Raw genomic sequence first — 12,202 nt, forward strand, 5'->3', positions numbered from 1 at the left:
GGGGCCCGGCCTGCTTGGTGCGGTGGCGGGTGAGTGAGACGCGGGCGCACCATCCCCGCCCTCCAGCTCACCCCCGCTTTACAGGACCTGTCGAATGTCAAGGACCACGCAGTTTCCCGGTAGGCGGTTCTTGCCGGTGCTGACAAGAACCGATGGTGGGAACGGCGCATAGTCGGCGGATGAGAAACCGCCACGTAGCTCGCACCGTCTCCATGCTGGCCCTCACCGGAATGCTGACGCTGAGCGCCGCCCCGGCCGAAGCCGCGGCCAAGCCCGAGCACAAGAGCACTTCCCAGGTGCGGGAGCCCGTCGAGCTCTCCAAGGCGGAGCGCAACGAGATCATCGCCAAGCTCAAGAAGCAGGGCGCCCCGGAAAACGTGATCGCCGCCGTGAACAGCGGCCCGTCCATCGGATGGGACGACCGCGGGCCGTACCTGCACGGCTGGGCCCCCTACTGCGACATCCACCTCTTCGTCCCCTTCGAATGGATCTTCCTCATCCCCGGTGTCAGCGTCGGCGGAAGCGGCTGCTGGACCTACTGAAGTCTGTTTCAAAGGTGTTGAAACAGTCCGAAGCGCCGCTGACATGCCGGACCGCTTCACACCCGACGCAGGTTCCTGATCGGCCGGGTCGTCAGCAACGCGGCGCAGACCGCGACGCAGACGCCCGCCGAGACGAACAGCAGGCTCCGCGGGTCGACGGCCTCGGAGACCGGCCCGACCAGCGCCTGCCCGACGGCGACCCCGGAGACCGACCCCGCGACCTCATAGGCGGTCACCCGGTTCAGCACGTCGCCCGGGACCTGCGTCTGGACGCTGGTCGACCACATCACCGACCAGAACGCCCAGGCGCAGCCGCCCACCAGGTGCCCGGCGATCAGCAACGGCAGGGACGGCTCCAGCGCTATCGAGAGCGGGATGAAGGTGAAGCCGAAGATGGCGACGCCGCCCGCCGCCAGCGGCCGCGCCGGCTTCAGCTTGATCGCGATCAGCCCGCCGACGACCGTCCCGGCGCCGAGCCCGGCCATCGCCCAGCCGTAGGCGGCGTCGCCGAGCCGCTCGCCGATCAGCCGCGAGCCCAGTGGGATCTGGGGGCCGAAGACCAACATCCCGAAGAACACCCAGATCACGATCACCGACCACATCCAGGTGCGGGAGCGGAACTCCGTCCAGCCGCGCCGCAGGTCGAACAGGACCGTCGAGGACCGCTTCGGGCCTCCCGCCGGGCGTGCCCTGATCAGCATCAGGCACAGCCCGCTGAAGGCGAAGGTCGCCGCGTTCAGTGAGTAGACGACGCCCGCGCTGGAGAGCGCCATGATCAGGCCGGCCAGTGCGGGTCCGGCGAGCTGCGACCCCGCGTCGGCGATCTTGAGGGTGGCGTTGGCCCGCTGCGGATCGCGTGCGATCAGCGGGATCATGCCGTTGACTCCCGGCTGGAACATCCCGGCCGCGGTACCCGCGAGGGACGAGCAGACGAGCAGCAGCCAGAGCGGCGGCGTCCCGGTCAGGAAGGCCACCGCGACGACGCCCTGGGTCGCCACCCGGACGATGTCGGCCCCGATCATCACGGTCCGGGCCCCGATCCGGTCGGCGAAGACCCCGCCGAAGACGACGAAGCCGACGGCAGCCAGCGTCCACACCGCCAGGACGTAGCCGACGCCCGAAACCCCGTAGATCTTCCCCACGGCCAGCGCGGCGGCGACCTGCATCATCGCGTCGCCGAGCAGCGAGACCGAACGCGCCCCGAAGTACAGGGTGAAATCCCTGGTCCACAGCCTGGACGAGCCCTCCAGACCGACCCCATGGTCGAGAATCGCGGTCATTTAACCTCCATGCCGACCATTCTGAGCAAGATTGCTAAAGTCGGCAGGCGTCCGGAATGACATCATCAGGTACATTCCTGCCATGAGGCATCGCGTGGTCGCGTTGGCCGGTCCGTTGATGGAGCTCTATCCCGTGACCTGCGCGTCCGCCGTGTTCGGCTGGCACGGCACGGAGATCCCCCACCACTACGACTTCAGGATGTGCACCGAGCACCCGGGACCGGTCCGGACCACGCTCGGCGTCGATCTGATCGTCGAACAGGGACTGGTGGCGCTGGCCGAGGCCGACACGGTGCTGATCGCGGGCTGGTGCTCCCGGCCGGACTCCCCCGCGGTGCTGGAGGCCGTCGGGGCGGCCCACGCACGGGGCGCCCGGATCATCGCGGTCTGCGAAGGGGTCTGGATCCCGGCCGCGCTCGGCCTGCTGGACGGCCGCGGCTCCGCCTCGCACTGGGACCTGGTGGACGAGCTCTCGGCCGCCCACCCGCGGGTCCGGTTCGACTCCAAGATCCTCTATATGGACCACGGCGATGTGGCCACCGCCGGGGCGTCGGCCACGACCCTCGACCTCTGCCTCAACCTCGTCCGGAGCGACCACGGCGCCGCGCTGGCGGCCCGGATCGGCCGCCAGTTCGCCGCCGCCCCGTTGCGCGAGGGCGGGCAGCGCCAGTTCCCCGAGCTGCCGACCCGCGGGCCCGTCCCCGACTCGCTGGCCCCGCTGCTGGAGTGGATGGCCGCCCGGCTGGACCAGCCGCTGACCGTCGAGGACATCGCGGCCAGGTCCGGGGTCTCGCCCCGCACCCTCAGCAGGCACTTCACCGAGCAGCTCGGCGTCTCCCCCGGCCGCTGGCTGCTGGAGCGCCGGATCGCGACGACCCGCGCGCTGCTGGAGGAGACCGACCTCCCGATCGAGACCATCGCCCGACAGGTCGGCCTGTCCTCCGCGGTCAACCTGCGCCGTCGCTTCTACGACGCCCTGCGCACCACGCCCGCCGCCTACCGCCGGTCCTTCCGCTGACCTCCGCTCGAACTCGTCCACGGGTGGACCTCGGCCGTCGGGGTGTAGCGCGGGCTTCTTTATCTGACGCGCATCGGTGCATGATGTTCGTCGTCCTGCTGCCGCTCATCGTGGCGACCTGGCAGATGCCCGACCCTCCCGCAGACGAAGACGAATTCGGCGACGAGGCCGCCCGGGGCACGGTGCTCTGAGGGGCTGCTGGAGGGCCGCCGCGCGAGCGGCAGGCCCGACCCGCTCAGCCCGCACGAACGGGATCACACGGAGATCACTCATCGGTGAGCGGACGGAAAGCCCGATCTCGCCGGGGGCGGAAGCCGCGACCATCTTGCCGCCCTTCTATCCGCGAGGCCCGTACGACAGGGATCAGTGCGGGCGGATGGCGGTGCCGAGGATCTGCGGGGAGGCGGGAAAGGGCATGGTGGTGTCGGCGGTGGACAGGTGGGTGAGCTGCTCGATGGCGAAACCGGCGGTCCGGATCGCGGCGGCGGTGTCGCGGCCGCAGTGGCAGCCGCCGCCCAGCCGCGGCCAGATCGTGGCGTCCAGGAGTCGCTGGGCACGGGCGCGGGTGGGGTTCGGGGAGCGGACGTGCTCCAGGAAGCGGAGGCTGCCGCCGGGTTTCAGCACGCGGGTGATCTCGGCCAGGGCGGCCGGTACGTCCGGGACTGTGCATAGGACCAGGGAGGCGACGGCGGCGTCGCACTCACCGTCGCCGACCGGGAGCCGTTCGGCGAGGCCGTCGACGACGGTGACGGGGACGGGTGCGGCCGCAGCTGCGCGTTCGGCGATGCCGCGGAGGAACGCTTCGGGCTCGACAGCAATCACCCGGGTGACGGTGGGTGGATAGTGCGCGAAGTTCAGGCCGTTGCCCGCGCCGATTTCGACAACCGTTCCGGACAGGTCGGCCAGCATCGCCCGGCGGTGCCGGGCGATGCCCCGCTCCAGGGAGTGGCTGAACCGGGCGTAATAGCGGGCGAACAGCGGATGGCTGACCGAGGAGGACACCGAGTCCCCTTTCCTTGAGCCGTGGGTGAGAGAAGCCCGAACAGCGTCGCGGACGACCGGAGCCCCCAGCAGCCGCCTCATGGCAGGGTAAGCGCCGAGAACGGTGATCGTCATACCGCGTCTGAACGAACCCGGTCAGACGGAGGTCGCCTGTGAATGACACGGCACGCCACTGACCACTGCCCCTTGGTAGGCCGACACCGCAAGGCCGGTGAGAGAAGCGAGGTCGAAGCCGGCCTGCGGGATCTCAACAAGGATGACGGCGAAGGATGAGGCACGTTGAGGCAGAAACAAAGTGCTCGACGCACTACGCGGACGGCCCATGACCTCGGGCGGGTCACGGGCCGCCGTCAGACGTCAGTCCTGCTTCTTGAGCCCGGACGCCAGCCGCCCGAACTGCCCCCGGGTCAGAGCAAGGTGTCCGAGGCCTGGGTTCTTGGAGTCCCGAACACCCACACCTGACGGGAAACACGCCACCTCGACACAGATGTCGTCGTTAGTCGTGCCGCTGTAGGAGCTCTTCCGCCACTGCACCGCCATACCTGCACTCCATCACTCGCCGAATGACCCGTCGCGACTCTTCCTCGGAGGCGGCCTGCTGCCCTATGAGGTCGAATTCGATGATCAGTTCCCGGACTTCACCGGGCGTCTCCACCAGCCTGCCACCGTTACGCGCACCGATATAGGCAAGATCGCGAGTCTTCAGGCTGATGGCCCTCATCGGCCCGTCCTGCCCCAGATGCGAGCCTGAAGACTTCGGAACGATCCGTACCGAGACGTTCGGACGTTTCCCCATGTCCAGGAGATGTTGAAGCTGCTCTCGCATCACCTCGCGGCCGCCCACTTCGATCTCGAGAGCGCCTTCGTCCAGGAGAAGCCAGACATACGGCGGCACCTCTCGCTCGAAGATGGCCGCGGTCTTCTTTGCCCGGGCAGTGACGGCCGCCTCGACGTTCACCCCGACCCGTGCCGCCAACAGCGCACGAATGTAGGCCTCCGTCTGGAACCCGGTCGGGATGATCTGCCCGTGATAGATCCTGATGATCGTCGCTCGTGCCTCGTAGTCGGCGTACTGGCGCTGCCATTCCGGATCGTGCCCCATGCACGCGAAATACAGCAGCGTCTGGATCAGCGCACCCGTCCCGTACCTCTGGTCCAGCAACGCGGCCTGCCGCTCATCGATACGCAGCCTTCCCGCCTCGATGTTGGAAACCGTCGAACGGGCGGCATTGATGATCACACCCACCTGGGCCAGCGTCAGACCATGGAGTTCCCGCAGGTGGCGCAGCTGGAACGACAGCAGATGCCACAGCGAGAGCTGCGGATCCAGCGGATCGCGCAATTTGGGCATACCACCTCCTTGTTTTCGTGTTTGGAAAACACAACGGAGCGTAGCCACGCGATGCGATTCTCGTAACGGAATCAGCAAACCCGCTCTTGGGAGACCTCGTGAGAACCATGACCGACGAACTGAACATCCGCCTGCTCGCCTGCCCCACCGCCGCCCGCCTGGCCCGCACCCTCATCGCCCGCCGCATCACCACGTGGGGCTACACCCACCGCCTGGACGACGTCCTCCTCGTAGCCAGTGAACTCATCACGAACGCGAGCAAGGCCGCCCCCAACTCGCGGATCAAGCTCCGCCTGAACCACAACAGCCAGGGCATCTTCATCTCCGTCTGGGACCCGGCTCCCGCCCTCCCCATCGCGAAGCCGACCACCGAACTCACCCTCGAAGCCCTCGATGCTTCCCCGAACACCTGGGACAACGGCGGCGGCTGGGGGCTCCCCCTCGTCGAAGCTCTCTCTTCAACCTGCGGCCATCACCCCGTCCCTTCGGGCGGAAAGTGGGTCTGGGCCTCCCTCGACGCCTAACCCATCAGGTCGCAACGAACCCTCTGCCTTCAACTTCGCCACCAGCCTGCCTACGGGCGGGTCCTTTGATCGTTCATGTTTGCTGCCTGTACTTAGCGGCGAGTAGTTTGCGGGCGAGCGCGGCCCCACGCTCATAGCCATCAGGGTTGGCCTGCCCAGCAACCGGCACGGGCCTGTCCCACGGAGCGCTCTGAGGTGCGTAACGGTCAGGCTCGCTACTGATGGCCTTGGCGATGTAGGTCAGGGGGTTGCGCACCTCCCGGCCGTTGAGGATCTGACGGCAGACCTTCTCCGCCCACGAACGATCTACGGGCTGCCCGGTGTAACCAGCAAGCAACGCGGCGACCGTTTCGCCGAGGCTCGGAGCTTCCTGCGTCTTCCTGCCAACCGTGCTGGACGTCCGCTGCTGATCTTCCGCGTCCGCCCTTGATGGAGGGATGCTTGATGGAAGTGTTTGATGGCGAAGCCCCTGGAGGCTTCCTTCAAGACGCTCGCCGCTTCCTTCAAAAGGCTGCTCCGCTTCCTTCGAAGTTCCATGAAGGAAGCGCCCAGGGGTTTCCTTCGAGGACGGGGGAAGGAAGTCTCCGCATGCTTCCTTCAACGCTGGTGCGACTTCCGTCGGATCAGCCATCGGCGCTTCCTTCTTAAACGGTGGGGCCGAGAGGATCTCGTCGCGCCGGGCGTAGACCTCGGCAGGCACCGATGCGGCGTAGACCGATGCCCGCCTGATGGTCGTCCCTCCAGTCCCGCGCCGGGCCCCTCCTCGTTCGATCAAGACCAACCACCCGGCCGCAACCGCACGACGGAGGAGCTTCTTCCATGTCTCCTCATGTGGACCAAACAACGCCAATCCTGCGTTACCCGGTCGCGCCCCGCCCCCGCTGATGCCATCCATGAAGACGCCGAGGGCGAGCAGCCGGAATCGGTCGGCCTCAGGGAAGTCGTTCATGAGGACGAGCCGCTCCCACTCAAACCGGCCAACACGGACGGGCTCCGTCTTCGAAGCAGCCCCAGCTGGTCGAGCCTCCTCATCGCCTGAGGCCATCAGACGACCGTCCCTCCGTCATGTTGCTGCGTGTTGATCCGCTCCCCGACGTCCAACCAGCAGGGATGCCACCCAACACAGCTACGGGGCACGCCTCTACTGCGAGTGCAAGCAACTGTCACACCCGGACCGGGAATGTCCCGGAGACAATTTCATCGCACGCCACGTCCATGGCCGCGAGTGTACAGACAGACAGAGAAGGTCGCAGCAAACAACCAAAGTTTGCAGGTCGTTGCGCTAATCTGTCGCCATGGCAGATTCGTTGCGCCCTAGCGACGTTGCCGCTCTCCGGTTCCGAGAGCTGCGCAAGCGGCGAGATCTCACCGTCCAGCAGGTGGTCGATGCGCTGAGGGACCTCGGCATGACCGAACTCACGACGTCCGTGATCACCAACCTGGAGCTCGGACGGCGAGACGGCTCAGGACGCCGACGCATGACGCTGGAAGAGCTGATCGCCCTGGCCTACGTGCTCGACGTCCCTCCTCTGGAACTCCTGGCCCCCCTCGGCCAAGACGTCACGGTCACGATCCTCCCCGGCCTAGAAGTCGGGCCGTACGAACTACGAAACTGGCTAACAGGCAACAGCCGCCTTGGAAACCGACCCACGCCTGACGACCCGGAAGGCATGCGGTTCTGGAACATCACTAGCGAACCGATTCGGCTCTATGACCAGTTCGCCCAGGCATCCAAGACGCTGCACCAGGCAGACCTAGAGGGACGCACGGCCGAGAAGATCGGCGACCCCCAGCGAATCCAGACGACACGCACGACCTACGCCGATGCGCTCCAAGCGTGGGCCGAGGCGCTTAACCGGATGCACGCAGCGGGGATGGAGCCTCCCGCCTACGTCCCTAAGTGGGCCGCGGACGCCATCGAGTTCGGGTTCCTCAACGACCAGAGCTGAACCGCGGTACCCGAAATCCCTCAACTACTCGCCGCCTTTCCGCCGGCCTCCTAATGATCAGTGGGCGCTACTGAAAACCTTGCTGCTTGCGAATAAACCGTCGGCAATGTCTCCGTTACTCGATCAGATGCAGTGCGTGGAGCTCTTGAGGCGCGGGTCTCAGTCGTCCGCAGCCACGATCAGGAGCACGCGGTGGGTCATGCGGTCTATCGAGACGAACTCGTGAAACTCAGTGTGGACACCGCCCCAATCGTGGAGTGACGTCCGAGCCAACTCCTTCAGCTGGTAGCTGCTCGTGGCCTGGCGAAGCGGCGCAAAGACCTCAAGCTCCAGCGTCTCGTTGAGAGCATCGGGCACCGACCCGTGCAGCCTGGCCCAGCTGGCAAGAGCATCGACGGCGGTTGAGTTCGTCACCGCTACATAGTCGTCGACGCCGATGCGATCCACCCAGTACGGGCCGTGTCGGATCCCTTCTGCATCGACGCCGCCGCCGGCGTAGTCGTCTCGGAACTGCTCTTGACCGATGAGGGAACGGAGGAGGGTCATATCGTCGGTGTCAGGCATGCTCAGCCTGAAGCATTTGATGTCGACCCAGCGGAAGCCGTGGGCACCACTATCGAAGGCGAAGCCACGAAAGTTGATGAACGCCTGATCGTGATAGCTGAGCACCTGCACGGAGACGACCTTAGCCATCCACCGGAAGTCGCCCCCAAGGCCCCGCCCTATGCTGGACGAGTCCACGATCAAGCCGTCCGCGCGAATACGACACAGTTGGATACGACAGCCTGCCAGTAAACCGTCCGATGTTCGGAGTCTGGCCTGGTGGCATCTGGTGTTCAAATCCCCTTCAGACCGTGTGCTCGTTGGCAAGGGTGCTCTGTCGGCTCGCCCTGAGCAGGGCCTGCGGGAGGGGTCTTCGCGAGGGTTCAGATTCGGATTGAATGTCCCGATGACGGTCCGACCTCCCGCTGACGTAGTCGCGGCTCTCGACGGTGCTTTCGCCGCCGCCCCGCGCCCGACCAACATCGACGCCTGTTCCTGCTGCATCCGGGCCGAGGAGATCGCCGTCCTGCTGAACACGCCCCGCCAGCGGCTGCAGGTGGATGATCTGGTCGCCTACGGCGTGCACGTGATGAACACGGTCGGTGGAACCGAAGACCTTCGCTACTTCGCGCCTCGCCTCCTGGAGCTGTCACTGACCCCTGACGGCATGACCTGGCCGGACCTGGAACTGATCTTCATCAAACTCGGCCAGGCGAACTGGTGGTCCTGGCCCGAAGCGATGATCCTCAAAGAGCTGATGGACGCCTTGTGGATCGACGTCCTCACCCACGACCCCTCCTGGGTCGGCACCGGGGAACTGCTCTGCTCACTGGGCAGCGCCCAGCCGAGCATCGCCCACCGGCTGCACGACTGGTCGGCCCTGCGCACCGCGGCGGCCATCGCGAACCTCCACGAGTTCCTCACCACCGAGACCGAGATCAAAGACAGACGGCTGGTCGCACAGAACGCCTACTGGGACACCGCCAGCACGACCTACACCGAACTGTCCACTTGGCTCAACGACGGCCCAGCACTCGCCGCCGTCGAAGCGGCCATCGCCGCACACACCTCCGAAGCGGTCCAGGCTCAGCTGACCGCCATCCGCGACCGACTGCTCCCAACCCGCTAAACCACCTCGAAACAACATGAGCGAGCCTCGCATCACTCAGGAAGATCATCTGCGGCGCAACACGAATACGACACAGTTGGATACGGCAGGGCGCCAGTAAAAGAGATGGGCTATCCGTCCGCACGGACCAAGCAAAGACGTAAGTACAGCCATGGGTCGACAGCTCCGCTCTCGGCTTAACTTATGACATCACCCCCCACGAGGGACGATGTCGCCTTATGCACATAACACACCCGCCCTACCTACTGCAGTACCTATTCGCCACCCACCCAATCGAACCGCGCACCAATGGATACCTCGAACAGGGTCACAACGATGGAATCGAATCCCTACAGAATTATCCTCGGCCCTAGGCTTTAGACATAAAAATCTTGATCCTTCCCGTGTAGCTGGATACGGACTAATGGCTAACGGGGTAGGAAGACGATAGGCTGACTTCTGTGACTGAGCTTGTTCCAGGTGTATATGAAGATCTTGTGACCGAGGGTTTGCAGGAGCAGCTGCAAACGATCGATGGGAAGTTGGTGTACCGCCAAGATCTGGATGAGGCCGAGGTAAGCGAACTCCTCGTCAAGCACCTGGCAACACTCACGCGGCGAGCTCTGCGCATCGCTGGAGAACGAAGCAAGGAATCGGTCGCTGCTCAGGTAGCCACAGCTAATCGAATTGCAGATGCAATCTCGATCCTGGTTGCCGAAGCTGCAGATAGAAGCGACCAGATAGCAGACAGCCATGATTTGCTGCTAGAAATATCCACTAACATTCAACCGGATGAACATGTAACTCGGTTCCAGCGTCCAGATATTCCCCTTTCCTCAAGCGCACTCCTTGTCAATGGCCGAGACCAGCCAAAGATCGGGCCCGAGGTAATCAAGGAGCTCGATTCTGCCGATGAGGTAGATCTCATATGCGCTTTCGTTAAGTGGCACGGAATTCGCCTTATCGAAGATGCTCTTCGAGATTTCGTTGGACGCGGAGGAAAGCTTCGCGTTATTACAACCACTTACATGGGAGCTACAGACCAAGCAGCCGTTGATCGCCTAGTAGAACTTGGAGCCGAGGTAAAGGTCTCATACGACACGAGACGAACCAGGCTGCATGCAAAAGCATGGCTATTTCACCGAAAGTCAAAGCTTGATACAGCTTATATAGGGTCGTCAAACCTATCCCGCTCCGCAATGCTTGATGGACTTGAGTGGAACGTCCGTCTAGCTCGAGCGGAACAAGAAAGCATTATTAAGACTTTTGCTGCCACCTTTGAAGAGTACTGGAGTGACCCCACCTTCGAGGAATACGATCCTAAACGGGACCGTGGGCGTCTTAAAGAGGCTCTAGCAAGCAGTGGCAAGATTAGCCAGGCCAATTCGCTTACAATCGCTAATATTGATGTAAGGCCTTACGGGTATCAGCAAGAAATACTCGATGCGCTAGAGGCTGCTCGAGTCGAGCACGACCACAGACGAAACCTTGCAGTCATGGCAACAGGGACTGGCAAAACGATTGTCTCTGCGCTTGACTACAAGCGATTGCGCGAAGCAGGAGAAGTAGAATCACTTCTTTTCGTTGCCCATACTAAAGAAATCCTCGAGCAGAGCCTTCACACGTTCCGAACAGTCCTCAAGGACGGATCGTTTGGAGAGCTATTTGTCGATGGACAGAATCCAACTGAGTGGAAGCATGTGTTTGGCTCCATCCAGTCGCTCCGCAACTTGTCGAATCTTCCTAAAGACAAGTTCCAGATGGTCATTGTGGATGAGTTTCATCATGCCGCTGCGAAATCCTATTCGAATCTTCTAGAGCACCTCGATCCACATATTCTACTTGGCCTAACCGCGACTCCAGAACGCACCGATGGCGAAGATATCCTGCACTGGTTCGACGGGCGAAAGCCGACTGTTGAACTTCGCCTTTGGGAAGCTCTCGAGCAGGGAATTCTAGTTCCCTTCCACTACTTTGGGATACATGACAATGTAGACCTATCCCATGTCACCTGGAAGCGTGGTTTGGGGTATGACGTCAGCGAGCTCACAGAGCTGTACACCAACTTGGATAGTCGCGTAAACATCATTGCCCAATCGATAGAGAACAAAATAGCCGATGTATCCCTAATGAAGGCAGTCGGGTTCTGCGTTAGTATTAAGCACGCCGAATATATGGCGACTCAATTTAATGAACGTGAAATTCCCTCTCGTGCAATCACCTCAGCGATGAGTAGCGAGCAACGCAAGAATGCCTTGATTGAACTTAAGAATGGGGAACTTAAGGCCGTATTTGCTGTTGACATATTCAACGAAGGAGTTGATGTCCCTGCCATCAATACTGTCCTTTTCCTTCGTCCAACTAACAGCGCTACTATATTTCTCCAGCAACTTGGACGTGGCCTAAGAATTACTCAGGATAAGCCTGTCCTCACGGTTCTAGATTTTGTAGGACACCAGCGCAAGGAGTTCCGCTTTGACAAGCAACTCAGTGCACTGACAGGGATCACACGTGGAAACCTTGAAGATGCGATCACGGAGGGATTCCCCGTACTCCCAGCAGGATGCGCAATCGACCTGGACCGGGAAGTAAGCAAAGCCGTTCTCAATAATATTAAGCAAGCTCTAGGGTTCCGCGCTGCTGAAGTTGTAACAGAACTCAAGACTATAGGCGGCGATCCCACCCTGGCTGAATTTTTGCAGAAGACAGGCAGGGAACTCGAAGATCTATATTCTGGAAATCGTGGTGGCTGGACCCGGATCCGACGTCAAGCAGGCCTCGACAACCGCCCTATCCACGATTTGACGAGCGATGAGGCATTGGGACGTGCGTTCGGCCGAATACTGCACCTGGATGACCGGGAACGCCTTAATTTCCTCCAGCAG

At 62.7% G+C, this 12,202-nt stretch carries 12 protein-coding genes; 6 read left to right on the plus strand and 6 right to left on the minus strand.

Translation table 11 applies throughout. From position 1 onward, the window contains the following. Positions 1 to 179: 179 nt before the first annotated feature. The gene (locus ABD327_RS37280; protein ID WP_344458504.1) at positions 180 to 542 is read left to right on the plus strand and encodes a hypothetical protein; all 363 of its coding nucleotides are present in this window, start codon (positions 180 to 182) and stop codon (positions 540 to 542) included. Between the two features lie 56 nt (positions 543 to 598). On the opposite strand, the gene ABD327_RS37285 is transcribed toward ABD327_RS37280, so the two are convergent. Beyond that, on the minus strand, positions 599 to 1,822 hold the full coding sequence (locus ABD327_RS37285) for an MFS transporter (protein WP_344458506.1): 1,224 nt from the start codon (positions 1,820 to 1,822) through the stop codon (positions 599 to 601). Between the two features lie 82 nt (positions 1,823 to 1,904). Here ABD327_RS37285 and ABD327_RS37290 point away from each other — a divergent pair, with 82 nt between their 5' ends. Then, positions 1,905 to 2,840 (plus strand): GlxA family transcriptional regulator, encoded by a 936-nt coding sequence (locus ABD327_RS37290; RefSeq protein WP_344458508.1) that lies wholly within the window; start codon positions 1,905 to 1,907, stop codon positions 2,838 to 2,840. A gap of 363 nt (positions 2,841 to 3,203) precedes the next feature. Here ABD327_RS37290 and ABD327_RS37295 read toward each other — a convergent pair whose 3' ends face one another. The 3 genes from ABD327_RS37295 to ABD327_RS37305 all read right to left on the minus strand — a co-directional run bounded on the left by ABD327_RS37295 (position 3,204) and on the right by ABD327_RS37305 (position 5,193). Beyond that, positions 3,204 to 3,842, minus strand: coding sequence for a class I SAM-dependent methyltransferase (locus ABD327_RS37295; RefSeq protein ID WP_344458510.1), 639 nt, complete (start codon positions 3,840 to 3,842; stop codon positions 3,204 to 3,206). 357 nt (positions 3,843 to 4,199) lie between these two features. Then, positions 4,200 to 4,382, minus strand: coding sequence for a DUF397 domain-containing protein (locus tag ABD327_RS37300; RefSeq protein ID WP_344458512.1), 183 nt, complete (start codon positions 4,380 to 4,382; stop codon positions 4,200 to 4,202). Then, positions 4,339 to 5,193: a helix-turn-helix domain-containing protein gene (locus ABD327_RS37305; RefSeq protein WP_344458514.1), complete on the minus strand. Its 855-nt coding sequence runs from the start codon at positions 5,191 to 5,193 to the stop codon at positions 4,339 to 4,341. Before ABD327_RS37305 ends, ABD327_RS37300 begins: the two co-directional genes overlap by 44 nt. Positions 5,194 to 5,300: 107 nt before the next feature. On the opposite strand from ABD327_RS37305, the gene ABD327_RS37310 reads away from it, so the two are divergent. Then, the gene (locus ABD327_RS37310) at positions 5,301 to 5,717 is read left to right on the plus strand and encodes an ATP-binding protein (RefSeq protein ID WP_344458526.1); all 417 of its coding nucleotides are present in this window, start codon (positions 5,301 to 5,303) and stop codon (positions 5,715 to 5,717) included. A 73-nt stretch (positions 5,718 to 5,790) separates the two neighbouring features. Here ABD327_RS37310 and ABD327_RS37315 read toward each other — a convergent pair whose 3' ends face one another. Beyond that, entirely contained in the window at positions 5,791 to 6,666 is an 876-nt protein-coding gene (locus ABD327_RS37315; protein ID WP_344458516.1) for a hypothetical protein, read from the minus strand. Positions 6,667 to 7,012: 346 nt separating this feature from the next. Between ABD327_RS37315 and ABD327_RS37320 the strand changes: the two genes are divergently transcribed. Then, positions 7,013 to 7,666: a helix-turn-helix transcriptional regulator gene (locus ABD327_RS37320; protein WP_344458518.1), complete on the plus strand. Its 654-nt coding sequence runs from the start codon at positions 7,013 to 7,015 to the stop codon at positions 7,664 to 7,666. A 159-nt stretch (positions 7,667 to 7,825) separates the two neighbouring features. Here ABD327_RS37320 and ABD327_RS37325 read toward each other — a convergent pair whose 3' ends face one another. Beyond that, positions 7,826 to 8,341, minus strand: coding sequence for a hypothetical protein (locus ABD327_RS37325; protein WP_344458520.1), 516 nt, complete (start codon positions 8,339 to 8,341; stop codon positions 7,826 to 7,828). Positions 8,342 to 8,615: 274 nt separating this feature from the next. On the opposite strand from ABD327_RS37325, the gene ABD327_RS37330 reads away from it, so the two are divergent. Both ABD327_RS37330 and ABD327_RS37335 read left to right on the plus strand, forming a co-directional pair. Next, complete coding sequence (locus tag ABD327_RS37330; protein WP_344458522.1) at positions 8,616 to 9,338, plus strand: hypothetical protein; 723 nt, start codon at positions 8,616 to 8,618, stop codon at positions 9,336 to 9,338. A 440-nt stretch (positions 9,339 to 9,778) separates the two neighbouring features. Then, positions 9,779 to 12,202, plus strand: a 2,424-nt coding sequence (locus tag ABD327_RS37335) for a DEAD/DEAH box helicase family protein (protein WP_344458524.1), incomplete at its 3' end; no start/stop codon positions are given.

Source organism: Actinocorallia aurantiaca, from assembly GCF_039533685.1.
Taxonomy (GTDB): Bacteria; Actinomycetota; Actinomycetes; order Streptosporangiales; family Streptosporangiaceae; genus Actinocorallia; species Actinocorallia aurantiaca.

Bases quoted from the DNA above. Each gene is read 5' to 3' on its own strand.
- ABD327_RS37310 (WP_344458526.1), top strand. From the start codon at position 5,301: ATGACCGACGAACTGAACATCCGCCTGCTCGCCTGCCCCACCGCCGCC.
- ABD327_RS37280 (WP_344458504.1), top strand. From the start codon at position 180: ATGAGAAACCGCCACGTAGCTCGCACCGTCTCCATGCTGGCCCTCACC.
- ABD327_RS37290 (WP_344458508.1), top strand. From the start codon at position 1,905: ATGAGGCATCGCGTGGTCGCGTTGGCCGGTCCGTTGATGGAGCTCTAT.
- ABD327_RS37315 (WP_344458516.1), bottom strand. From the start codon at position 6,666: ATGAACGACTTCCCTGAGGCCGACCGATTCCGGCTGCTCGCCCTCGGC.
- ABD327_RS37285 (WP_344458506.1), bottom strand. From the start codon at position 1,822: ATGACCGCGATTCTCGACCATGGGGTCGGTCTGGAGGGCTCGTCCAGG.
- ABD327_RS37320 (WP_344458518.1), top strand. From the start codon at position 7,013: ATGGCAGATTCGTTGCGCCCTAGCGACGTTGCCGCTCTCCGGTTCCGA.
- ABD327_RS37330 (WP_344458522.1), top strand. From the start codon at position 8,616: ATGACGGTCCGACCTCCCGCTGACGTAGTCGCGGCTCTCGACGGTGCT.
- ABD327_RS37305 (WP_344458514.1), bottom strand. From the start codon at position 5,193: ATGCCCAAATTGCGCGATCCGCTGGATCCGCAGCTCTCGCTGTGGCAT.
- ABD327_RS37300 (WP_344458512.1), bottom strand. From the start codon at position 4,382: ATGGCGGTGCAGTGGCGGAAGAGCTCCTACAGCGGCACGACTAACGAC.